Source organism: Zhihengliuella sp. ISTPL4 (genome assembly GCF_002848265.1).
Classification (GTDB): domain Bacteria; phylum Actinomycetota; class Actinomycetes; order Actinomycetales; family Microbacteriaceae; genus Microbacterium.
This window is the reverse complement of the sequence record NZ_CP025422.1, coordinates 3,067,149-3,089,607: the sequence shown is the minus strand read 5'-3', so window position 1 is coordinate 3,089,607 and position 22,459 is coordinate 3,067,149. Positions and strand designations below refer to the sequence as shown.

The 22,459-nt window shown below is 72.2% G+C and carries 22 protein-coding genes; 11 read left to right on the top strand and 11 right to left on the bottom strand.

What is annotated here, in order from left to right; all coding sequences use genetic code 11:
* Positions 1-33: 33 nt before the first annotated feature.
* Complete coding sequence (locus tag CYL12_RS14705) at positions 34-1,134, bottom strand: substrate-binding domain-containing protein (protein ID WP_199399142.1); 1,101 nt, start codon at positions 1,132-1,134, stop codon at positions 34-36.
* A gap of 132 nt (positions 1,135-1,266) precedes the next feature.
* Between CYL12_RS14705 and CYL12_RS14700 the strand changes: the two genes are divergently transcribed.
* Positions 1,267-2,280 (top strand): hydroxyacid dehydrogenase, encoded by a 1,014-nt coding sequence (locus CYL12_RS14700; RefSeq protein ID WP_101848242.1) that lies wholly within the window; start codon positions 1,267-1,269, stop codon positions 2,278-2,280.
* Positions 2,277-4,235: a DUF2264 domain-containing protein gene (locus CYL12_RS14695; RefSeq protein WP_101848241.1), complete on the top strand. Its 1,959-nt coding sequence runs from the start codon at positions 2,277-2,279 to the stop codon at positions 4,233-4,235. The genes CYL12_RS14700 and CYL12_RS14695 overlap by 4 nt, the downstream gene beginning before the upstream one ends.
* A gap of 2 nt (positions 4,236-4,237) precedes the next feature.
* Here the strand turns inward: CYL12_RS14695 and CYL12_RS14690 are convergent, their stop codons facing one another.
* Positions 4,238-5,200, bottom strand: coding sequence for a LacI family DNA-binding transcriptional regulator (locus CYL12_RS14690; RefSeq protein WP_101848240.1), 963 nt, complete (start codon positions 5,198-5,200; stop codon positions 4,238-4,240).
* A gap of 106 nt (positions 5,201-5,306) precedes the next feature.
* Between CYL12_RS14690 and galT the strand changes: the two genes are divergently transcribed.
* Genes galT through galE form a run of 3 tightly spaced genes read left to right on the top strand, consistent with a single transcriptional unit; the run spans position 5,307 to position 8,699 of the window.
* Positions 5,307-6,494, top strand: a complete 1,188-nt coding sequence (galT, locus tag CYL12_RS14685) for a galactose-1-phosphate uridylyltransferase (RefSeq protein WP_101848836.1) — start codon at positions 5,307-5,309, stop codon at positions 6,492-6,494.
* Complete coding sequence (galK, locus tag CYL12_RS14680) at positions 6,491-7,675, top strand: galactokinase (protein WP_101848239.1); 1,185 nt, start codon at positions 6,491-6,493, stop codon at positions 7,673-7,675. The genes galT and galK overlap by 4 nt, the downstream gene beginning before the upstream one ends.
* A gap of 46 nt (positions 7,676-7,721) precedes the next feature.
* Positions 7,722-8,699 carry a UDP-glucose 4-epimerase GalE gene (galE, locus tag CYL12_RS14675; RefSeq protein ID WP_101848238.1) on the top strand — a complete coding sequence of 326 codons (978 nt, stop codon included), beginning with the start codon at positions 7,722-7,724 and terminating at the stop codon, positions 8,697-8,699.
* A gap of 2 nt (positions 8,700-8,701) precedes the next feature.
* On the opposite strand, the gene CYL12_RS14670 is transcribed toward galE, so the two are convergent.
* The 3 genes from CYL12_RS14670 to CYL12_RS14660 are packed head-to-tail and all read right to left on the bottom strand — an operon-like array spanning position 8,702 to position 12,115.
* Positions 8,702-10,027 carry an MFS transporter gene (locus CYL12_RS14670; protein ID WP_101848237.1) on the bottom strand — a complete coding sequence of 442 codons (1,326 nt, stop codon included), beginning with the start codon at positions 10,025-10,027 and terminating at the stop codon, positions 8,702-8,704.
* Positions 10,024-10,950 carry a polysaccharide deacetylase family protein gene (locus tag CYL12_RS14665; RefSeq protein ID WP_101848236.1) on the bottom strand — a complete coding sequence of 309 codons (927 nt, stop codon included), beginning with the start codon at positions 10,948-10,950 and terminating at the stop codon, positions 10,024-10,026. Before CYL12_RS14665 ends, CYL12_RS14670 begins: the two co-directional genes overlap by 4 nt.
* A 19-nt stretch (positions 10,951-10,969) precedes the next feature.
* Positions 10,970-12,115, bottom strand: coding sequence for an ROK family transcriptional regulator (locus tag CYL12_RS14660; RefSeq protein WP_101848235.1), 1,146 nt, complete (start codon positions 12,113-12,115; stop codon positions 10,970-10,972).
* Between the two features lie 242 nt (positions 12,116-12,357).
* On the opposite strand from CYL12_RS14660, the gene CYL12_RS14655 reads away from it, so the two are divergent.
* The 3 genes from CYL12_RS14655 to CYL12_RS14645 all read left to right on the top strand — a co-directional run bounded on the left by CYL12_RS14655 (position 12,358) and on the right by CYL12_RS14645 (position 13,859).
* Complete coding sequence (locus tag CYL12_RS14655) at positions 12,358-12,885, top strand: GNAT family N-acetyltransferase (protein ID WP_101848234.1); 528 nt, start codon at positions 12,358-12,360, stop codon at positions 12,883-12,885.
* 126 nt (positions 12,886-13,011) lie between these two features.
* Positions 13,012-13,320 (top strand): hypothetical protein, encoded by a 309-nt coding sequence (locus CYL12_RS14650; RefSeq protein WP_101848233.1) that lies wholly within the window; start codon positions 13,012-13,014, stop codon positions 13,318-13,320.
* Complete coding sequence (locus CYL12_RS14645; protein ID WP_101848232.1) at positions 13,317-13,859, top strand: hypothetical protein; 543 nt, start codon at positions 13,317-13,319, stop codon at positions 13,857-13,859. The genes CYL12_RS14650 and CYL12_RS14645 overlap by 4 nt, the downstream gene beginning before the upstream one ends.
* A gap of 9 nt (positions 13,860-13,868) precedes the next feature.
* Here the strand turns inward: CYL12_RS14645 and CYL12_RS14640 are convergent, their stop codons facing one another.
* A complete protein-coding gene (locus tag CYL12_RS14640; RefSeq protein ID WP_233486763.1) occupies positions 13,869-15,317 on the bottom strand; it encodes a gamma-aminobutyraldehyde dehydrogenase in 1,449 nt (482 codons plus the stop codon).
* Positions 15,318-15,416: 99 nt separating this feature from the next.
* Here CYL12_RS14640 and CYL12_RS14635 point away from each other — a divergent pair, with 99 nt between their 5' ends.
* From CYL12_RS14635 to CYL12_RS14625, 3 genes are read left to right on the top strand one after another with little or no spacing between them, the layout of a single operon-like run.
* Positions 15,417-15,884, top strand: coding sequence for an Lrp/AsnC family transcriptional regulator (locus CYL12_RS14635; RefSeq protein WP_025105441.1), 468 nt, complete (start codon positions 15,417-15,419; stop codon positions 15,882-15,884).
* Positions 15,885-15,910: 26 nt separating this feature from the next.
* The gene (locus CYL12_RS14630) at positions 15,911-17,314 is read left to right on the top strand and encodes an NAD(P)/FAD-dependent oxidoreductase (protein ID WP_101848231.1); all 1,404 of its coding nucleotides are present in this window, start codon (positions 15,911-15,913) and stop codon (positions 17,312-17,314) included.
* The gene (locus CYL12_RS14625) at positions 17,311-17,661 is read left to right on the top strand and encodes a cupin domain-containing protein (protein WP_101848230.1); all 351 of its coding nucleotides are present in this window, start codon (positions 17,311-17,313) and stop codon (positions 17,659-17,661) included. Before CYL12_RS14630 ends, CYL12_RS14625 begins: the two co-directional genes overlap by 4 nt.
* Positions 17,662-17,683: 22 nt before the next feature.
* On the opposite strand, the gene CYL12_RS14620 is transcribed toward CYL12_RS14625, so the two are convergent.
* The 5 genes from CYL12_RS14620 to CYL12_RS14600 form a co-directional block, all read right to left on the bottom strand.
* On the bottom strand, positions 17,684-18,601 hold the full coding sequence (locus CYL12_RS14620) for a DNA-methyltransferase (RefSeq protein WP_101848229.1): 918 nt from the start codon (positions 18,599-18,601) through the stop codon (positions 17,684-17,686).
* 95 nt (positions 18,602-18,696) lie between these two features.
* Positions 18,697-19,746, bottom strand: coding sequence for a lipoate--protein ligase family protein (locus CYL12_RS14615; RefSeq protein WP_101848228.1), 1,050 nt, complete (start codon positions 19,744-19,746; stop codon positions 18,697-18,699).
* A 33-nt stretch (positions 19,747-19,779) separates the two neighbouring features.
* Positions 19,780-20,517: a DUF1684 domain-containing protein gene (locus tag CYL12_RS14610; protein ID WP_101848227.1), complete on the bottom strand. Its 738-nt coding sequence runs from the start codon at positions 20,515-20,517 to the stop codon at positions 19,780-19,782.
* A 272-nt stretch (positions 20,518-20,789) separates the two neighbouring features.
* Complete coding sequence (locus CYL12_RS14605; protein WP_101848226.1) at positions 20,790-21,644, bottom strand: alpha/beta fold hydrolase; 855 nt, start codon at positions 21,642-21,644, stop codon at positions 20,790-20,792.
* Between the two features lie 9 nt (positions 21,645-21,653).
* Positions 21,654-22,412 (bottom strand): copper homeostasis protein CutC, encoded by a 759-nt coding sequence (locus tag CYL12_RS14600; RefSeq protein WP_101848225.1) that lies wholly within the window; start codon positions 22,410-22,412, stop codon positions 21,654-21,656.
* Positions 22,413-22,459: the final 47 nt, after the last annotated feature.

Sequence of the window (22,459 nt, the reverse complement as noted above, 5' to 3'; positions counted from 1 at the left end):
CATGGCATGAGATGCACGACCTCGCAACCGCACCTAGCGCGGAGCGGTCGTGCTCGCCCGCACATGCAAGGCCGGGGCCACTTCCACGCGCTCCGCGGGCCGGTTCGGGCCCTCGCGCAGGCGGTCGCGGATGAGCTCGACCGCACGGCGCCCGACGTGCTGCTTCGGCGGCCGCAGCGCCGTCAGCGGTGGGGAACCGTGCTCTGCGACCTCATCGTCGTAGGCGATGAGAGAGAGGTCGTCCGGCAGGCGCCACCCCTCGTCCTGCAGGTGCTGCTGGAGCAGGAGCGCCTGCGGGTCGGAGTGCACGAGCAGCGCGGTCGTGCTCGTGTCGCGGATCTCCCGAAGCAGTGCCGCGAGGAACGCGGCCCGCGCGGGTGCTTCCATCCGGTCCAGCGCGGCATCCCGGTCCACGTCCACCGTCAGCCCGAGCTCGGCGACCGTCCGCGACCAGCCGTGCCGCAGCCCGGCGGAGGTGGGCGACTGCGGTGACGTGAGCACCCCGACGCGGCGGTGGCCGAGCGCGGCGAGATGCCCTGCGGCAAGCGCACCGCCGAAGGCGTGATCGGTCGCCACGGTCTGCATCCGGGTGAGCGCGAGCGCGGCCGGGGTCCGTCGCTCCACGAGCACGACGGGGACCGGAAGCGCGTCGAGCCAGGCGAGCAGGGCGTGCCCGTCTGCGCCCTCGGTCTCCGGAGCCACGATGAGCCCGTGCACGGTCCCTGCCTCCAGAAGCGCCGTGATCTGGCGGCGCTGATCCGCCGCGGCATAGCTCGCCCCGCGCAGGACGAGCTGCACCCCGGCGTCGATCCCCGCGCTCCGGGCACCGGCGACGACCTGGGGCCAGTAGTAGCTCAGCGACGGTACGACCATCCCGACCCGGAACTGCGGTGCGGCGACGACGGTGCGGGGCACGGTGGTGTCCAGCACGCTTCGCAGCACCGCCCCGCCGTGCACGCGGGTCAGGAGTCCGCGATCGGCAAGGGTCGTGATGTCGCGACGGATCGTGAGCTCAGCGACCCCGAACTCCCTCGCGAGGTCGGCGACGCGCACGGCACCGGTGCGGCGCAGCTCGTCCAGAATGCGCTCTCGGCGGGAGAGGCCGAAACGCGGGGTCGACGGCTCCTCGGTCACACGACACCTCTCGTTGTTCGATCTTGTTCGATCTCGATGGCTTCTGCTCGAGCGCATTGCGGGCGCTCGAACGCACAGTCTTCACTGGGAGCACGCGCTTCGGCAAGCGCATACCCGACGTTCCGGAGAATCATGCCCCACCGCCCTTCCGCCCTCGCCGCGCTCTCCACCGACGCATGGGAGCTCGTGTTCGACGCACCCCGGCGCGCGCGTCTGCACGCCCTCGTCGCCGCCGACGGCCGGCTGCACGTACCGAGCCTCGATGATCCCGTCGTCGACGATCACCTCTCCCGCGTGGAGGTCCTGGTGACGGGCTGGGGGGCTCCCGCTCTGGACGCCCCCTTGCTCGACCGGCTCCCCCGGCTGCGCGCGGTGTTCCATGCGGCGGGCAGCGTGCGCAGCCTCGTGTCCGGCGCGTTCTGGGAGCGGGACATCCTGCTCACCTCCGCGGCCGAGGCGAACGCAGCCCCGGTCGCCGAGTACACGCTGGCGATGATCCTGTTGTCCGGCAAGCGTGCGCTCCTCCCGCTCCGCGAGGACGATGCGCAGTACGACCTGCGCGTCGGGCCCCGCGTCGGCGGCCGCATCGGAAATCTCGACCGCACAGTCGGCATCGTCGGGTTCTCGCGGATCGGGCGCCGGGTCGTCGAGCTCCTGCGCCCCTTCCCCGGACTGGAGGTGCTCGTCGCGGACCCCTACGCCGACCCCGATGCGGTGGCCGCGGCGGGCGCCCGACTTGTCCGGCTCGACGCGCTGCTCCCCGCCGTCGACGTGCTCTCTCTGCACGCGCCCGCCCTGCCGTCGACGGAGCGGATGATCGGCGCCCCGCAGCTCGCCGCCCTGCGCGATGGTGCCACCCTCCTCAACACCGCACGAGGAACTCTCCTCGACCACGATGCGCTGCTCGCGGAGTGCGCCTCCGGTCGTCTCGACGCCATCCTCGACGTCACCGATCCGGAGCCGCTTCCCCCCGACCACCCCCTGCTGCGCCTGCCGAACGTCGCGGTCACTCCGCACCTCGCCGGGTCTCTCGGTACCGAGGCGCACCGGCTGGCCGACGCCGCCCTCGACGAGCTGGAGGCGTGGGCCGACGGACGCCCCCCACGGCACCCCGTGCACCGCACCGATCTCGCGCACAGCGCATGACGCTTCTGACTCTCCCGCCCGAGAACCGCGTGCTCTCGCCGTACACGGGGTGGACCCGCGCCCACCTGGTGACGGTGGCCGACACGATCCTCGACGGGGCCGCTCGTCACGCGAGCCCCGCGGGCGCCGTCATCCGCTACCCCGGCGCCCCCGGGGGTTTCGGCTCCGCGGTCGATGCGCTCGAGGGATTCAGCCGCACGTTCCTCCTCGCGGCATTCCGCATTGCCGGCGATCCCCTCGGCACCACGTCGCTGGCCGACCGGTACGCCAAGGGGCTCGCGGCGGGTGTCGACCCGGCCGGAGCCGAACGGTGGCCGCGCCCCGACGAGGTCGACCAGGCGAAGGTCGAGGCGGCGGCGCTCGCCCTCGGCCTCCACCTCACGCGCGACACGGTGTGGGTCCGCCTGGACGACGCCGCCCGCACCCACGCCGTGGACTATCTCGCGGCGTTCGTCGGCGGCAGCTACCCACCGAACAACTGGGCCTGGTTCCGGGTGCTCGTCGAGCAGTTCCTGGAGAGCGTCGGCGGGCCGTCCTCCACCGCAGATCGCGCCGCCGACCTGGCCCTGCTCGACAGCTTCGAGCGGCAAGACGGCTGGAGCGCGGACGGCGCCGCCCGGTCCTTCGACCACTACGCAGGGTGGGCACTGTCCTTCTACCCGCTGCTCTGGGCGGACATGGTCGGCGAGGAGCCGCGCCACGCGGATCGCATCGCCCGGTATCGCATTCGGCTGGACGCCTTCCTCGACGATGCGCTGCACCTCGTCGGCACCGACGGCGGGCCGCTCCTCCAGGGCCGCAGCCTCACCTACCGCTTCGCCACCGCGGCCGCGGCCGGGGTGGCGGCGTTCTCCGGCACCTCCCGGCACGACCTCGGCCTCCTGCGGCGGGCGGTGAGCGGCCAGGTCCAACACTTCACCGATCGGGGCGCGCCGGATGCGACAGGAGTGCTGCCGCTCGGCTGGCATGGCCCCTGGCGCCACCTCGCCCAGGACTACTCCGGTCCTGGTTCGCCGTACTGGGCGTCGAAGGGCCTCCTGCCGCTCGCGCTGCCCGCCGCCCATCCGTTCTGGACAGCCGGCGAACAGCCCCTGCCGATCGATCGTGGTCCGTTCGCCCGCGTCTTCCTCGCCCCGGGATGGCTCGCGACGGGCACCACGGACGGCATCGTGCGCGTGGTCAACCACGGCACCGACCACCGGACGCCGGGAGCGTACCAGCCGGACGGTCCGCTGTACGCCAAGCTCGGATACTCGACCGCGACCGCACCCGTGCTCGCCGGCCCCGGCGTGCGCGATCCCCTCGACGGCGCGGTCGCCGTGGTGCGCGGCGGCCGAGCGAGCCACCGGTCCGGCTTCACGACGGGAGTGCTGCAGGAGGTCGACGGCACGGCGTTCGGAGGCTCCTCCGGTCCCGCTCACTGGCACGATGGCTACCTCGCGGAGTTCGACGTCGGTGGCGGTGGTACGGCCGCCGGGCCCATGGTCGGGCCGGTGGTCGACGTGGTGTCGGTCCTGCGCGGACCGTGGGAGGTGCGGCTCGTGCGGGTCCGTCCGGGCGCGGGGACGGACGGGGCGATCCGCGACGGCGACATCGTGCGCATCGGCGGCTGGGCGCTGTCCGCCCCGGAGGTCGCCGAGACCGGCCCCGCGGCCGTCACCACCGCCCTCGCCCTCGGCGGCGGTACACAGAGCCGGCTCATCGGGCTTCTCGGACTCGACGGCGCGACCACGGGTGTCCGACGGGAGCGGGACGTGACGCCGCTCGGCCGGCAGACCGCCACCCCCTGGCTCTCGGCCGTGATACGCCCGAACGCCTGGATGGCCGTCGGCGTGCTCCTGGGGAACTCGACGGGGGTGCCGCGGATCACTCTGCAGGACGAGGAAGGCGACGTGTCCTGGCCGGACGGCGTCACGACCCGCGTCCACCCCGAGGAGTTCCTCCCGCCGGTGTGACCTCAGCGTCGCGTCGCGCTCGCCCGCTCCACCAGCTCGGTCGGCACCACGGACGCGGTGGGCTCGCTCGCCGTCCCCTCACCCTCCACGGCCGCGATGAGCGCCGTGACCGCCTGCTGCGCGAGCGCCGCGAAGTCCTGCCGGATGGTGGTGAGCGGCGGGAGGAAGTTCGCCGCCTCAGGGACATCGTCGAAGCCGACCACGCTGACGTCGTCGGGGACCGTGCGCCCGGACTCGGCCACCGCCCGCAGCAGTCCGAGCGCCATCTGGTCGTTCGCGCAGAACACCGCGGTCGCCTCGCGCAGGGCCGCCGCCGCGGCGAAGCCCGACTCCGCGCTCCAGTCGCCGCGCGCGACCGCCGGCACGGTGAGGCCGGCCGCCGTCAGGGCCTCCCGCCAGCCGCGCTCGCGTTCGGCGGCCGCGAAAGAGTCCGCAGGGCCCGCGAGGTGGTGAACCGTCGCGTGCCCCAGGGTGAGCAGGTGGCGGGTGGCCACCTCCGCTCCCGCGGCATGATCGCTGTGCACCACCGTCGCTCCGGATGCCGCCGGCGCATCCACGACGACGAGCTGCAGTTCCGGCGGCAGGGTCGCAGCGGGGACGAGCGCGGAGGCCTCGTTCAGCACCAGGGCCCCGTCCACGCCCTGATCGGTGAGGCGGGTGAAGGCGTCGTCGAGGCCGCCGGCGGCGGTGACGACGGTGAGCGCGTAGCCCCGCTCGGCCGCCGCCTCGGCCGTGGCCTGCAGCATCCGGGAGTTGCCGACCGTCGCCAGCGTGGTCACGACGAGACCGAGCGTGTGGCTGCGGCCGGTGCGCAGGGCCCGCGCCGCCCGATGCGGCCGGTACCCCAGTTCGGTCATCGCAGCCTCGACCCGCGCCCGCGTCCGTGGGTCCACACGCGGACTGCCGTTGACCACGCGGGAGACCGTCTGCCCGGAGACGCCGGCTCGGGCCGCGACGGTCGCCATGGACACGCGGGCGGACTCTCCCGTCGGGGGCTTCCTGGACACGGGATCCTCCGTTCACAACTCCGTCGTGTTGACGTTAGCACGCGGCCCGACCTACCATGTTGACGTGAACACGCCCGAATCTCCTGAGGTACGCACGGAGCGTCTCGGCGCCGGTGTCGTCAAGCGCGCGACCACTCTCGCGGACGGCCGCGACCTCTTCTACTACGACGATCCGGACACCGCCCTCGGTGCCGAGCGGTCGGTCGACGCCCGCACGCTGGCCCCGCGACCGGAGACGGCGACCATGCGGCTCGACGTCCTCACGGGCGACTGGATCACCGTCGCCGCCAACCGCCAGAACCGGGTCATGATGCCGGGAGCCGACGCCGACCCGCTCGCGCCGCAGACACCGGGGAACCCGTCCGAGGTGCCGTCTCGATACGACGTGGCGGTGTTCGAGAACCGCTCCCCCGCGTTCGGCCCCGCTCTCGCCGAGCCCGTCGGCGCCGCCCCCGGGGCGACGAACGCCCCGCGCGGCCTCGACGACCTCGCCGCTCTCGGACTCGGGCGCGCCCGCACCGCCGTCGGCCGCTGCGAGGTCGTGTGCTTCAGCCCCGAGCATTCCGGCTCCTTCGGCACCCAGACCGTGACGCGCGCGCGCACCGTGATCGAGGCCTGGGCCGACCGCACGGCCGCCCTGTCCGCGCTCCCCGGCATCCAGCAGGTCTTCCCGTTCGAGAACCGCGGTGAGGCGATCGGCGTGACGCTCCCGCACCCGCACGGCCAGATCTACGCGTACCCCTACGTGACCCCGCGCACCGCCCGGACACTGGACGCCGTCGAGCGCACCGCCCCCGACCTCTTCGCGCGGATCCTCGCGGAGGAACAGGCATCCGAGCGGGTGGTGTTCCGTGGTGAACACTGGACGGCGTTCGTGCCGTTCGCGGCGCGGTGGCCGCTCGAGGTCCACCTCATGCCGCATCGGCACGTGCCGGACCTCGCGGAGACGACGACGGCCGAACGTGACGAGCTCGCCCCGCTCTACCTCCGCCTCCTTCGCGGAGTGGACGCTCTCTATGACAGCCCGACGCCGTACATCGCCGCCTGGCATCAGGCTCCGGTCCACGTCGGCCGCGACACCGTGCGCCTGCACCTGCAGCTCACGAGCCCGCGGCGCGCTGCCGACAAGCTCAAGTTCCTCGCGGGTTCCGAGGCCGCGATGTGGGCGTGGGCCGCCGAGGTCGCGCCCGAGCAGGGTGCCGCCCGGCTCCGCGAAGCCCTCGCCCGCGCCGACCAGGAAGCCTCCGCATGACCTCCGCACACGACGCCGCCGCCGAGCTCTTCACCACCCTCACCGGGCGCACCCCGGACGGCGTCTGGTCGGCGCCGGGACGCGTGAACCTCATCGGCGAGCACACCGACTACAACGACGGCTTCGTGCTCCCGTTCGCGATCCCGCAGCGCACGGTCGCCGCGGTCGGCCGACGCGCCGATCGTCATCTCCGCGTCGCCTCCACCTTCACCGACGAGCCGGTGGAGATCGGTCTCGACGACCTGGACCGCCTCTTCCCCACCACTGCCGGCACGTCACCCGCGGTGCCGGAGTGGGCCGCGTACCCGCTCGGCGTCGCCTGGGCGCTCCGTGCGGCCGCCGGCGCGACCGAGGTCTTCGGACTGGACATCGCGATCGCCTCCGACGTCCCGGTCGGGGCCGGGCTCTCGTCGTCCGCCGCGATCGAGGGCGCGACGGCCACCGCGCTGAACGAGCTCTGGGACACCGGTCTCGATGCCGTCGCGCTGGCCCGCGTCGGGCGCACTGCGGAGAACGAGGCCGTCGGCGCGCCCACCGGGATCATGGACCAGATGGCCTCGATGCTCGGGGAGCCCGACGCCGCGATCTTCCTCGACTGCCGCTCCCTCGCTGCCGACGTCGTGCCGCTGGGCATGGCCGACGCCGGCCTCGCGGTGCTCGTGATGGACACCCGCGTCACGCACGCGCACTCCACCGGCGGCTACCGGGAACGCCGCGCCGCATGCGAACGCGGAGCCGCGATCCTCGGAGTGCCCGCGCTGCGCGACGTCGCCGTGGCCGACCTCGCCCGTGCCTCGAGCCTGATGGACGACGTGACCTTCCGCCGCGTGCGCCACATCGTCACGGAGAACCAGCGCGTGTGGGACACCGTCGCGACGCTGCGCACCGCGGGCGCACGCGGCATCGGCGACCTCCTCGTCGCCTCCCACGCGTCGATGCGCGACGACTTCGAGATCTCCACGCCCGAGCTCGACGCCGCCGTGGAGACGGCCCTCACCTCAGGGGCGGTGGGCGCGCGCATGACGGGCGGCGGGTTCGGCGGTGCCGCGATCGCGCTCGTCGACCGCGACGCCGTGCCCCATCTCGCCGACGCCGTGCGGGGCCGGTTCGCCGCCGAGGGCTTCGTCGCCCCGCACCTGTTCGAGGTCAGCCCGTCCGCAGGTCCGCGCCGCGACGCCTGACACAATGAAGGGTCGAGCCGCCACCGCTGCGGCAGGAGAGGAACGCATGTCCTGGATCGTCACCGGCGGCGCCGGCTACATCGGTGCCCACGTCGTCCGCGCCCTGGCGGAAGCCGACCTCTCCCCCGTCGTCCTGGACGACCTCTCCAGCGGCGTGGCCTCCTTCGTGCCGGAGGGCGTGCCGTTCGTGCGGGGCAGCATCCTCGACCGCGCCCTCGTCGAGGAGACCCTGCGCACGCACGAGGTGGAGGGCGTGATCCACGTCGCGGGCTACAAGTACGCCGGCGTCTCGGTCCAGCGCCCGCTGCACACCTACGCCCAGAACGTCGAGGGGACGCGGATCATCCTCGAGGCGATGGCGGCGGCGGGCGTCGCGAACATCGTCTTCTCCTCTTCGGCGGCCGTGTTCGGCACGCCGGACGTGTCGCTCGTCGTCGAGGACACCGCCAAGCGGCCCGCGAGCCCGTACGGCGAGTCCAAGCTCATCGGCGAATGGCTGCTCCGCGATCAGGCGATCGCCACCGCCGCCTCCGACCGCCCGCTGCGCCACACCTCGCTGCGGTACTTCAACGTCGTCGGCTCGGCCGATCCGACGGTCTACGACGTCAGCCCGCACAACCTCTTCCCCATCGTCTTCGAGGCGCTGATCGAGGGGCGCACCCCGAAGATCTTCGGTGACGACTACGACACCCCGGACGGTACGAACGTCCGCGACTACGTGCACGTGGGCGACATCGCCGCCGCCCACGTCGCCGCGGCACAGCGGCTGGCCTCGGGCGCGGCGATCGAGCCGGCGTACAACCTCGGCTCCGGCGACGGCCTCAGCGTGAAGCAGATCATGGATGCGGTCGCCCGCGTCACCGGCATCGACTTCCTCCCGGAGATCGGCCCTCGGCGCCCCGGCGACCCGGATCGGATCGTGGCGACCGGCGAACTCGCGGCGCGCGACCTCGACTGGACGATGCGCTACACGGTCGACGAGATGGTGCGCACGGGCTGGGAGGCCCGCCGCGCCGCCGGCTGACCTCAGACGTCGCGCGTGCGGAGCGGGTAGAGCCAGAAGCACAGCCACCCGACGGCGGTGAACGCCAGCGGGATGACCGCCAGCATGAGCCGGATGCCGCCGTCGACGGCCTCCGGCTGGGCGTCACCGAGGTCCGCGTCGAACCCGGTCGCCGTCAGCACGGCCGCGGCGACGATCGCCTGGAGGACCACGGAGCCGCGCACGACGAAGCCGTTCACGCCGAAGTAAGCGCCCTCGCGGCGGTGGCCCGTGCGGTGCGCGTCGTCGTCGATGATCTGGGCGAGCACGACCTCGAGCAGCTGCAGCAGCCCGCCGACGCCGACGCCGACCGCGATCCCGACGAGAGCGGCCGCCCCCACGGAGGTCGGGATCAGGTAGCCGAGCACCGCCAGCCCGAACACCGCGACGCTCCACAGCAGCGCCGTACGCGGCGAGGTGCGCCGGACCACCGCGCTCCACAGCACGATCGACGGGATGGCCGTGAGGAAGATGGCGCCGAGCAGGAGGCTGCCCTCGCCCTCGGCCGCCCCCAACGAGTAGCGGACGTAGAAGGGGACGGCGGCGAGGATCACGGCGATCGAGGTCTGCACGCAGAGGGAGCCCAGCACATACGGCACGAAGGCGCGGTTGCGGAACGTGTAGACGAGCTGGTCCCGCCAGCGCATCGCCTCGGAGGCGGCCTCGGGCACCCGGCGCTCGATCATCCCGCCGAGGAAAGACCAGGCGAGCAGCACGAGACAGACGCCGGACAGCACGAGGGCCATCCCGGGCCAGCCGATCGCGTCGTAGAGCGCGGGGGCCCCTGCCGTGCCGAGGACCATGCCGAGGATCGCGAAGATCTGCCGCGGCACGTTCCCGCGGGCGCGTTCCTCCGTGGTCCGGAAGATCTCCGGGAACAGCGCCGAGATGTTCAGCACCACCACGACGAAGGCGATGTCGTAGACCGCGACGACGACGAGGAACCACACGATGAGCCCGGCCGCCGGGAGCGCGGGCGGCATCCAGACGAGGGCGAACGCGACGACGAGCGGCACGATGCCGAGCCCGATCCAGGGGATGCGGCGGCCCCACGGGGTCCGGATGCGATCGGAGAGCGCGCCGACGACCGGGTTGAGCGCCGCGTTGAGGATCCCGTGGGCGATCATCGCCGCCGCGACCCATCCCGCGGGGACGGCGAGGTGCGACACATAGAAGTACACGACGAACGCCGAGAACGTCTGCGTCATCAGCTGCGTCGGGAACCCCGAGGCCCCGAAGGCGATGGTCTGGGCGCGGGACGGCGCGGCGTCGAGCCGGCGGTCCCGCAGCCGCTCTCTGAGCGCCGTCACCGGGCGTCTCCCCGCTGCAGCTCCCGCAGCGCGCGCCAGCCGACGCGCACCAGGCTCTCCTCGGCGATCGTCCGCTGCACGAGAGGATCGTCGAGCAGCCGCAGCTCGTAGCCGCGCTTGGCCGCCGCGAAGTCCACCGCCGCGCGCAGCTCCTCGCCGTCGGCCATCGGATGCAGGTAGATCTCGGTGACCCCGGGCGGGACGGCGCGCAGCACCGCGAGGAAGCCGTCTCGGACCTGCTCGTACGACTCCTCGTCGGCGGTGCCCTCGCCGCGCAGCTCGAACGGATGCGTCCACAGTCGGTCGACGATCTCCACGCCGAACGCGTCGGCCACCGCCGCGGCCTCGGTGAGCTTCGCCTGCAGCATCGGATCGGCGTCCGCCCCTTCCATCTCGCGGGGCAGGCGGAAGGGGAGTCCGTGCCGGGCGGCGAGCTCGAAGACGGCGCGCAGGAAGTCCCGGCCGGTCAGCAGTCCGTAGACGGAGCCCATGTGGTTGTCGAGGTGGGTCACGTCGACGCCGGCATCGAGGGCCACCTGCAGCTGCGCAGCGATCTCGGCGGTGACATCCTCTTCCGACGCGTGCTGCTCCACGGTCGCGACATCGGCGGGGAAATAGCCGTCGGCGTCGACGAGAGTCGAGGCGCCGGTGAGCGGGCGCCACCGATACCGGCTCCACTCGCTCGTGAGCACGAGGTGCACGCCCACGTCGAGGTCAGGATGCGACGCCGCGAAGGCGAGCGCCTCCGGCGACCAGGCGCAGGGCACCATCACCGTGGCCGAGTCGATGCGGTCACGGACGAGGAGTCCGGAGATCGCGGCGTTCGCGGCATGGCACATCCCGAAGTCGTCGGCGTTGAGGATGACCGCCCTGGCACCGGACGGCAGCCCGAGTCGGTCGGCGAGGGCGGAGGAGGCGGTCATGGCGTGTCCTGTGGGTCGGTCAGCGGCCGGTGGCGGGTGCGCGGGAGGGCGTGAGGATGCGGGTGAAGACGTCGGCACGGAGCGCGGAGGCCGCCTCGCCCACGGCTCCGACGAGCGGTGCCTCCGGACCGAACGCCGAGGCGAGGAAGCGGAGCGGAAGCTGCGCGGCGAACTCGTCCGCGACCCGCTCGATCGCGTCCAGGAGTGCCGGGTGCACCGCCTCCCCGCCGAGGATGAAGGCCTCGGGATCGAGCACGAGGGCGACGCTTCCCGCCGCGAGGAAGAGCCGTCGTCCGATCTCGGCGACAAGAGCCTGCGCCGCCTCGTCCCCGTGCCGCGCCGCCTCCAGGTGGGCGAGGAGCGGCGCATCGACATCCAACCCGAGGCCGAGGGCGAGGTCGCGCACCACCGCGGCGCCCGCGACCGGGGCGCCGATGGGCACCGGCGTCTGCGGGATGTACATGACCTCGCCTGCCACGCCGGAGAACCCGCGGTGCAGCGCCCCGTCGATCACGATGCCGGCCCCGAGGTCGTCGTCGAGCAGCAGCAGCGCGAAGCTCGCGAGATCGACGCCGACGCCGGTGGTCGACTCGGCGAGAGCGGCGAGGTTGACGTCGTTCTCGACGCGCACCGGGCAGTCGAGAACGGCCGCGAGAGCCGAGCGGAAGGCTCCGCCGTCCGGCCCCTGATCGTCGCGGATCGCGCCGTCGGCGGCGACGATGCCTGGCACCCCGACGACGGCGAGGTGGAGCGCGCCTTTCACGGATCGACGGCAGGCCGCGACGAGGGCGGCGATGTGCGCGACCCGCTCCTCACCGGCGGGGAAGGCGCCGTGCCGCTCGGCTCTGATGGTGCCGGTGGCGTCGACGAGGACGACATGGGCGGCGTGGTGGTCGACGTGCACGGCGGCCGCGCAGCCGAGGGCGGGGTTCAGCGCGACGCGCCCGGCCGCGGGTCCGCGGGTGTCACGGTCGACCCCGGCCGCGGTGACCGCCCCGGCCCCGTCGAGCATCCGCAGCACCTGAGTCACGGCTGTGCGGGACAAACCGGTTGCGGCCATGAGCTCAGCCCTGGTCTGCGGTCCGCTCCGGGCGAGGCGCTCCAGGATCGCGCGGCCGTTGAGCGTGCGGAGCAGGGTCTGCGGTCCTGCGAGGGGTCGTGACATGCGGCGAAAACCTCTGAGGGGTCGATGCTCGTGCGAACTCAGTGCCCGCCAGCCTGCCACATCGCGGCGCACCCGTCGACCCGTCCTCCCCCTCCCCGCACCACGTGCACGACCCGGCCACAGCCGCACGACGAAACCCGGGTTCCGGTGCCCCACACGCCCCGAGGTCGTGCAGATGTGATCGGGGTAACAGGAGGGGGGACAGGACCGGAGCCGTCCGAGGGGCCGCATAGGGTGGAGGGATGACACCCCTGGTGATCCGAGACGCCGTCGCCGACGATGCCGAGGCCGTGGCCGGGGTGCACGTGCGCTCCTGGCAGGCGGCCTACGCGGGGCTCATCGACCAGGAGGTGCTGGACGGGCTCTCCGTGTCGGAGCGGGCCGACGGGTGGCGCCGCATCTTCGCCGACCCGCTGCCCACGAGCCTGGGGACGCTGGTCGCCGAGCGCGACGGCACCGTCGTCGGCTGGGCGTCGTTCGGCTCCGGTCGGGACCCTGACGGTCTGGACGACGCCGAGCTCTACGGCATCTACGCCGACCCGGCCGCGTGGTCGACGGGGGCGGGGCACGCTCTCCTCGACGCCGCTGAGCAGCGGATGATCGACGCCGGCCACACCCGCGCGTATCTCTGGGTGCTCGACGGCAACGACAGGGCCGACGGCTTCTACGCCCGGCATGGGTGGGAGCTCGACGGGGCCACGAAGATCGATCAACGCCCGCAGTTCACGCTCCGGGAGCATCGCCGCGTGAAGCCCCTCGCCCACCGCTGACGGCGGATCCGCACCCCGTCAGATTCTTCCCCGCGCCTCGTCGACCATACGGAGGCGATCCGGACCGGCGCGTCGAGTTCGCATGGAGCCGTCGCCTCGTCCATCAGCGACCACGGAGAGAATCAGATGCATCAGGAACATGACGACACACCTCGAGTCGAGACCTTCGAGCGAGCGGACGAGGGCAGTGGGGCGCTCGGCTTCTTCCTCGCCGGCGCTGCGGCCGCCGTCGCGGCGATCCTCTGTTTCACCCCGGTATGGGACATGGTGGCTCCCGATTCCCATCGCTCCTCGGGGCGCCGCGCCTGGTTCAACAACCTGCTGCTCGACCTCGGCCCGGGTGGCGTCGCGGCCATTCTGGGATCGCTGGCTGTCGTCTTCGTCCTGGTCGGATGGTGGGAGAAGTCGAAGGCCGGCTCGAAGGACGAGAAGTGAACCGGGAAGCGGCCGGCGACGCCCAGGGCCGCGCCGAGCAGCGCGGACGGATGCCCGATCACCGAGCACTTCTCGCCGCGCGCCTCGAGTCGGGCGACGATTACCTGTCGCACGGTCATGTCACGCCGGTCGCCTTCGCCAGGGACACGAGTATCGGGCCCGGCGGCAACGTGATGAACGCGGTGATCGGGCTGATCAGCAACACGGTGAGCGCGCGGCGACACATCGGGGGCCCGCCCGGTTCTCTCGCCAGGGGACTCCCACGGGACGCGGAACAGAGTTTCCTCGTTCTCGGTAGGCGGTATCTGTCCTGGTGGGTGGTGAGTTCCGCGCGCTCCTCCGACTTCGTCCTCAGCCACCGCCTCGCCCGGAAGCACGTCGCATCGATCCGCGAACTGAAGCGCGTCCTGGGTGGGCGTCTCATCCGACTCACCTTCACGGACGGCTCCTTCTTCGACTATCGGACCGTGGACGCCATCGTCGACGAGCGCTTCTTCGCGGAACTGGGCACGTACGGTCTCCGTTCCCCGACGGCCTGACTCCCGCAGTCAGTCGAGCGCGGTCATCACGTGCTTGATGCGGGTGTAGTCGTCGAAGCCGTACTGCGACAGGTCCTTCCCGTATCCGGAGTGCTTGAACCCGCCGTGCGGCATGTCCGACACGAACGGGATGTGGGTGTTGATCCAGACACAGCCGAAGTCCAGATCGCGGGAGAAGCGCATCGCCCTGGCGTGGTCGCGCGTCCACACCGAGGCGGCGAGCGCGTACGGGACGTCGTTCGCCATCGCCAGCGCCTCCGCCTCGGTATCGAAGGGCTGCACGGTGAGCACGGGCCCGAAGATCTCGCCCTGCACGACCTCGTCGTCCTGCCGCACCCCGGTCACGACGGTCGCCTCCCAGAAGTAGCCGCGGTCGCCCTGTCGCCTCCCACCGGTCGCGATGGTGGCGTGCGCCGGGAGCCGGTCGATGAAGCCCTGCACCTGGGCGAGCTGAGACGCACTGCTCAGGGGGCCGTAGAGCACGCCATCCTCGTCGGGCGCCCCGGTCCGCGCGTGCGTTCGCGCCCGCTCCACCAATGCGGCGACGAACTCGTCGTGCACCGAGGTGTGCACGAGCACCCGGGTCGCGGCAGTACAGTCCTGCCCCGCGTTGAAGAAAGCGCCGGTGACGATGCCATCGACCGCCTTCGCGATCGCCGCATCCGGGAACACGATCGCGGGCGCCTTGCCGCCCAGCTCCAGGTGCACGCGCTTGACGTCGTCGGCCGCCGAGTGGGCCACGGCCATGCCCGCGCGCACCGAGCCGGTGATGGCAACCATCTGCGGCGTCGGATGCTCGACGAGCGCTGCTCCGGTCTCGCGGTCGCCGAGCACCACGTTGAGCGTGCCAGCGGGAGTGTGGCGCGCGACGATCTCCGCGAGCAGCAGCGTGGTGAGCGGCGTGGACTCCGCCGGCTTCAGCACGACCGTGTTCCCGGCGGCGAGCGCGGGAGCGATCTTCCACACCGCCATGTTCAGGGGGTAGTTCCACGGCGTCACCTGCCCGATCACGCCGATCGGCTCCCGGCGCACGAAGGAGGTGTGCCCGGGGAGGTACTCCGCGGCAGCTCGACCCTCGAGGCTCCGTGCGGCCCCGGCGAAGAACCGCAGCTGGTCCACCGACTGCAGGATCTCGTCGGCGACGAGCGTCGCCCGCGGCTTGCCGGTGTCCTTCGACTCGAGGTCGGCGAACTCCTCGGCCCGCGCGGCCATCTCCTCGGCGATGCGGAACAGCGCGAGCTGGCGCGCAGACGGCGGGGTGTCCCGCCAGATCGGGAACGCCGCCGCGGCCGCGGCGTACGCGGCATCCACGTCGGTACGGTCGGAGATCGGGATCTCGCCGTAGGCTTCTTCCGTCACCGGATCGATGAGCGGCAGGCGCCCGCTCCCCGATGCGGTGACGGCGCGACCGCCGATGAAGTTCTGCAGGGACACGGTCATCGTCGACGGTGAGGACATAGCGCCATGGTAGCCATCCGAACGCGGAATCTGTAGCTTTTCGTCCACAGATCGACGGATTCAGTTGCGCAGCACCCGTCGGAATGTCACGATCGGTACATGAGTCCGAAGACGCCTCCCCCCGCACTCGACGACATCTCGAAGCGCATCGTCGAGCTGCTGCAGGAGGACGGGCGGCGTCCCTACGCGGAGATCGCCCGGGAGGTCGGTCTCAGCGAGGCCGCCGCCCGCCAGCGGGTGCAGCGGCTGACCGAATCGGGCCTGATCCAGATCGTCGCGGTGACCGATCCGCTGCAGCTCGGCTTCCACCGCATGTCGATGATCGGCATCCGGGTGTCGGGCGACCCCCGCGCGATCGCGGAGGAGCTCACGGCGATCCCCGAGCTCGCGTACGTCGTGGTCACCCTCGGGACGTTCGACATCCTCGTCGAGGCGGTGTGCGAGGACGACGACCATCTGCTCGACCTCATCGCCACCCGCATCCGCACCATCCCCGGCATCATCCAGACGGAGAGCCTGCTCTACGCCGGCCTCTACAAAGACCTCTACAACTGGGGAACGCGCTGACGCGCTCCCCTCGCATCGGAGTGAACATGGGCACCACGGTCTTCGAACGCCGGCGTCCTCCGCAGTCCGTCATCGACGACGCCCTGCGCGACACGGCCCTGTCGGTCTTCTGGCTCGACGACGTCGAGCGTCCCGCGCACCCGCCGCTCCGCGGCACCGTGCACACGGACCTCGTGGTCGTCGGCGGCGGCTACACCGGACTCTGGACGGCCGTGCGCGCGAAGGAGCGGGACCCGGAGCGGAAGGTGGTGCTCCTCGAGGCATCCCGTGTCTCTTGGGCCGCCTCGGGCCGGAACGGCGGCTTCTGCGAATCCAGCCTCACCCACGGTCACGAGAACGGCGTGAACCGCTGGCCCGAGGAGATCGACCGCCTCGAGGAGCTGGGGCACGAGAACCTCGACGGCATCGCCGAGACCGTGCGGCGGTACGACATGGATGCCGAGTTCGAGCGGACGGGCCAGCTCGCGGTCGCCGTGGAGCCGCATCAGGTCGAGTGGCTGCGCGAGGAGGAGGGCTTTCTCGACCGCGAGGCGGTGCAGGCGGAAGTGCATTCCCCCACGTTCCTCGCCGGCGCCTGGGATCGGGACGGCTGCGCCCTCGTGCACCCCGCGAAGCTGGGCCTGGAGCTCGCGCGAGTGGCCGTCGAACTCGGCGTGGAGATCCACGAGCACAGCCTCGTCCGGCGGATCGAGGGCGCAGACTCCGGCCCGGTGACCCTCGTCACGGAACACGGCCGGGTGACCGCCGACGCCGTGGCGCTCGCGACGAACGTGTTCCCCTCGCTCCTGAAGCGCAACCGCCTCATGACGGTGCCGGTCTACGACTACGTGCTGATGACGGAGCCGCTGTCGGCGGAACAGCTCGCATCCATCGGCTGGCAGAACCGTCAGGGGCTCGCCGACAGCGCCAACCAGTTCCACTACTACCGGCTCACCGCGGACGACCGGATCCTGTTCGGCGGCTACGACGCGGTGTACCATTTCGGCGGCAAGGTGCGCCCCGCCTACGAGGACCGGATGGAGAGCCACCGGCGCCTGGCCTCGCACTTCTTCACCACGTTCCCGCAGCTCGCCGGCCTCCGCTTCACGCATCGCTGGGCCGGGGCGATCGACTCCTCGAGCCGGTTCTGCGCGTTCTTCGGCACCGCCCGCGGCGGTCGGGTCGCCTACGCCACGGGGTTCACCGGACTCGGGGTCGGGGCCGCCCGGTTCGCGGCCGATGTCATGCTCGACAAGCTCGCCGGCGAGGAGACCGTGCGCACGCAGCTGCGGATGGTGCGCGAGAAGCCGATCCCGTTCCCGCCGGAGCCGGCCGCGTCCGTCGGCATCAACCTCGTCCGTGCCGCGATGGACAGGGCGGATCACAACGAGGGACGCCGGAACCTGTTCCTGAAGACGCTGGACGCCCTCGGCATGGGCTTCGACTCGTGACGGCGCTCGCCCCGGGGGCCGTCGTCGACGCGGGGAACCTCCCGCTGACGCACGCCCCGCTGCCCGACGAGGCCGTCCGCGACGGCGCCCCGACCACGGCCTACACGGTGCTCGACGACGCGAGCGGCATCGAGGTCGGTGTCTGGGAGATGACGCCGGGAACCGCGGTGGACGTCGAGGAGGACGAGGTGTTCGTCGTGCTCTCCGGTCGCGCGACCGTGACGTTCGCCACTCCTGCGCTCGCGCCGGTGGAGATCGGCCCCGGCTCGGTGATGCGGCTCACGGCGGGCATGCGCACGATCTGGACCGTCACCGAGACGCTGCGAAAGATCTCGCTCGGTCTCTGACCCCTCGGCCCGGAAGGCGCGCTCAGGCCCGGCGGACCTCCGCGTGCGGGATGCGCGCGGCCATGACCCGCACCGCCTCCGGGTTGTCGTCGACGAGCACCGCCTCCCGACCGAGCGCGGAGGCCACGGCTCCGGTCGTGCCGCTGCCCGCGAAGAGGTCGAGCACGCGGTCGCCCGGCCGGCTGGACGCGGTCACGATGCGCCGCAGGATGCCCTCGGGCTTCTGCGTCGGATACCCCGTCTTCTCGCGCCCGGTGGTCGGGACGATCGTGTGCCACCACACGTCGGTGGGCAGCTTGCCGCGCGCGGCCTTCTCCGCGGTCACGAGTCCCGGCGCCATGTACGGCTCCCGGTCGACGTCGTCGGAGTTGAACACGTACGTCCGCGGGTTCTTCACGTACACGAGGATCGTGTCGTGCTTGGTGGGCCACCGCCGCCGGGACTTCGCGCCGTAGTCGTACGCCCAGATGAGCTCGTTGAGGAAGCAGTCCCGCCCGAACACCGCATCGAGCATGACCTTGGCGTAGTGCGCCTCGCGGTAGTCGAGGTGCAGATAGAGGGTGCCGTCGTCGGCGAGCAGGCGCCAGGCCTCCTCCAGCCGCGGCATGAGGAAGGCGCCGTAGTCGTCGAAGCTGTCGTCGTACGCGCGCAGCATGCCGCGCACCCGCTCATACCGGTGCCCGTGGAAGCCGTGCCGCACCTCGGGCTCGCCGGGCACCCGTTCAGGACTCCGGCCCTCCACCGCAGGCTCGGCCGGTTCGGGGCTGCCGCCGTCCGGATCCGCCGACTCGTCCTGCGGTGGGAACGTGCGGCGGGCGGTGACCACCTGCCGCTCCCGCACCCGGCCGGTGTTGAACGGCGGGTCGAGGTAGACGAGCGTGAAGGACCCGGACGGCAGGGTCGCCGCGACGACGAGGTTGTCTCCCTCGATCACCGACACCCGCCCTGGAACCGGAGTCTCTGAGCCGCCACCTTGGGCCCCTGAGCCCGTCGAAGGGCCTGAGCCCGTCGAGGGGCCCGAGCCCGTCGAAGAGCTCACGGAACCCGATGCAGCCACGCGTCGGTGGAGAACTTCGCCTCCACGAGGGCCTGCGCGTCGGCGTACTCGTCCGGCGTGATGCCGCCGTCCTCGGCGGAGGTGAGCGAGCGGAACGTGTCCTTGAAGCGCTCGATGATCTCGGCGCGCTCCAGTCCGGTCTGGCTGCGCAGCGGATCGACGCGCTTGGCGGCGGACGTCGTGCCCTTGTCGCTGAGCTTCTCCCGTCCGATCCGCAGCACCTCGGTCATCATCTGGCCGTCGATGTCGTAGGAGAGGGTGGCGTGGTGCAGCACGCCACCGTTCGCGAGGCGCTTCTGCGCCGCGCCGCCGATCTTGCCGGACGGGCTCGCGATGTCGTTGAGCGGCTGGTAGACCGCGTCGATGCCGAGCGAGCGCAGCGCCTGCAGCACCCAGTCGTCGAGGAACGCATAGGAGTCGGCGAAGGTCATGCCGGCGACGAGCGAGGCGGGGACGTACAGCGAGTAGGTGATGATCTGTCCGGCGGCCATGAGCATCGCCCCGCCCCCGGAGATGCGACGGACGACGTCGAAGCCGTGCTTCGCGGCGCCTTCGGGGTCGACCTCGTTGCGGTACGACTGGAAGGAGCCGATGACGACGGCCGACTCGTCCCATTCCCAGATGCGCAGCGTCGGGCGACGGCGGCCCTCGCCGACCCGCGAGGTGAGCACCTCGTCGAGGGCGAGGTTCATGCGCGGCGAGACCGCCTTCTCGTGGACGATCTCCCAGTCGAAGTCGCGCCACCCGGGCGCGGTGACCAGCGCGCGACGCACGGCGGTGCCCACGGCCTCGGGGCTGAAGCCGAGCAGCTGGGCCCCCTCGGGAAGGGCGCCGCGGACGGCAGCGGCGATCGCCGTGGCGTCGGATTCGGCGGGAAGGCCCTCGACGGCGGCGTTGATGTCGTCGAGCGCGGAGTCGGGTTCGAGGAAGAAGTCCCCGGCGAGTCGGAACCGCGTGATCCGGTCGTTCTCGACCTCCAGGTCGACGACGACGAGCTTGCCCCCAGGAACCTTGTATTCACCGTGCACGGATCCAGCTTAAGGCGCACGCTGCCGCCGTGGTCAGCCGCCGAGCACGACCACGCGTTCCCCGGCCCTGATCGGCGTGGAGTAGCGGTTGCCGGGCGTGGGCAGGGGACAGATGAACTGGTCCGAGAACGCGCAGGGCGGCAGGTACGCCCGGTTGAAGTCGATCACGGCGGAACCGTCGGCAGCGGGCTCGTCGATCGAGAGGAACCGGAACCGGTACGTCTCCGGCCCGTTCGTCCCGTCGGCGAAGACCGCGCTCAGCGCTCCGCTCCCGCTGCGGGTGACCGTGAGCTCGTGCGGGGCGCCGGCAAGCTCGAACCGCAGGCGTCCGGCGATCGCGGTCTCGCGTTCCTCGCCGTCCACCGCCGTGACCACGATCCGCTCGTCGGGCGCGGGCTCGAACGTGGCGGGGAGCCGCCAGCGTTCGTCGGGGGCGTAGGCGTCGATCGCGGTGAACCACTCCCGCTGCGCACGCGCGGGGTTCCAGACGCGGAGGGCCAGCAGTCCGTTGCGGTCGAACACGCGCAGCTCCCGCCGCCCGAGGCGCAGGGTCTGGGTGCCACGGAGGGTGACCACCGACCCGGACCGCCCGAGTTCGCTGCCGCGGATGCCCCCGTCGCCGGTGAGGGCCCAGAGCCCCGGAATGCCGTCGACCGCCGCCGACTCGGTGATGAGCCAGTTCGTCGACTCCAGTGCGGAGGGCCCGTACTCCGACCCCGCGTAGCGTTCGCGCGCCGCATGCCACTCGTGCCAGTCCGTCAGGAAGCTCATCGCCGCGGGCCCTCCCCCTCGCTCGTGCGGATGTGCCCCGAATCTAGGCCCGCCCTCGTCCGCCGTGATCCCCGTCCGTCACACGCCTTCACTCCGCGTCATCCCGCGTCACACTGCCCCCGGCGCGCCGAATCGCCGATGCGCTCACTCACGGTGCGTGTTCGAAAACGCTCCCACGGGGCCTGTCTCGGGCACCAAAGTGATCCCGCGTCGCGGAAGGAAGGGGGGGAAGTGATCCCGGACGGACCGGACGGACCGGGACCGGGACGGGATCAGCGGGCGGGGATGTGGGCGTCGAGCCAGGCGAGGACGTCGGCGCGTACCTCGTCCTGCTGGAGCTCCTGGAAGATCTCGTGCCGGGCGTCAGGGTAGACGAGTGTCGTGACGTCGGTGAGCCCGGAGCGACGGCGGTACTCGTCGGCGAGCTTGTGAACGCTGCGCGGACCGCCGACCGGATCGTCCCGGCCGACGAGGAGGAGCATCGGGAGGTCGCGCGCGAGGTGCTTCGCCGGACGCCCGTACAGCCGCGCCGCGTCGAGCAGGCCGAAGAGCTTGAGCAGCGGCACCCCCGTCGTGAGCGGATCCTCCTCGAAGGCCTTCCACACCGCAGGGTCCCGGCTCAGCCACTCGTATCCGGTCGCGTCGTCGGCGGCCCACGCGGCGTTCAGCGGCGCCGGGTTCAGGGAGCGTGGCGTGCGCAGCGCCGAGCCGGACAGGATCACCGCATCGAAGGCCTCGGCGTGCTCGTTCACCAGCATCTGCGCGAGGAAGGAACCCCACGAGTGTCCGAGGAGCACGAGCGGAAGGTCGGGGTTCTCGTCGCGGATGATGCCGGTCAGCTGCCAGATCGCATCCTTGGCCGCCCGGAGACCCCCGGGGCCGAGCCGTCCGAGCCGGGCCGGGTCACCGTGCTGACGCATGCCCGTGCGCCCGTGCCCGCGGTGGTCATCGGCGTAGACGGTGAAGCCCGCTCCGGTGAGCGCGGCGATCAGCGCCGGATACCGTCCCGCGTGCTCGCCCACCCCGTGCAGGAGCTGGACGACGCCGCGGGGCGTCCCCTCGGCCGGGTGAACGTCGTAGACGATGGCGATGCCGTGGCTGTCGGTGTACTCGCGGGTGTCGGTCATGGTTCGGCCTTACCGGGCGGTTCCCTCGACGGCGTCGCGGATGGCGTCCCGGATCGCGAAGGCGATGTCGGGGTCCGTCACCTCGTAGCCGCCGACCCCGTCGGAGGCGGAGCCCATGCGCACACCGCCGTCCTCGGTGACGGCCCGCTTCGCGGAGAAGTGGAGGGCGTCGACACCGGCCGCGGCAAGCGCCGGAGCGCTCGCGACGTCGACGCCACTGCCGGCCATGACCTCGATCCGCCCCTCGGCAGCAGCGACGAGCGCGCGCAGGGTGTCGATGCCGTCGATCGCGGCGGATGCCCCTCCGGAGGTGAGCACGCGCCGGAGCCCGAGCTCGCGCGCGGCGCGCAGGGTCGCCACCGGGTCGGCGGTCACGTCGATCGCCCGGTGCAGGGTCGCCGGAGCTTCCCCGGCCGCATCCCGAAGCCGGGCCATGGCGTCGCGGTCCAGTCTCCCTTCGCCGTCGAGCGCGCCGATCACGACGCCCGCGGCCCCCGCCGCGACGGCGTGACGCACGTCGCGCTCGGCGACGGCCAGCTCGTCGGCGCTGTAGTGGAAGCCCCCGGCGCGCGGACGGATGAGGACGTGCACCTCGGGGCCGTTCGCACCCGCGGCCTCGAGCGCGAGCTCCAGCGTGGCGAGCGACGGGGTGAGCCCACCCAGGGCGAGAGCCGTGGCGAGCTCGACGCGGGCGGCGCCGACCTCGGCGGCGATGCGCACTCCGGCGGGATCCTGGACGGCGATTTCGAGAGCGATCGTTCGGGTCACCCCTCCATTGTGCCCGCTGGCCTCGGCATCCCCCGCCCCCGCGGCAG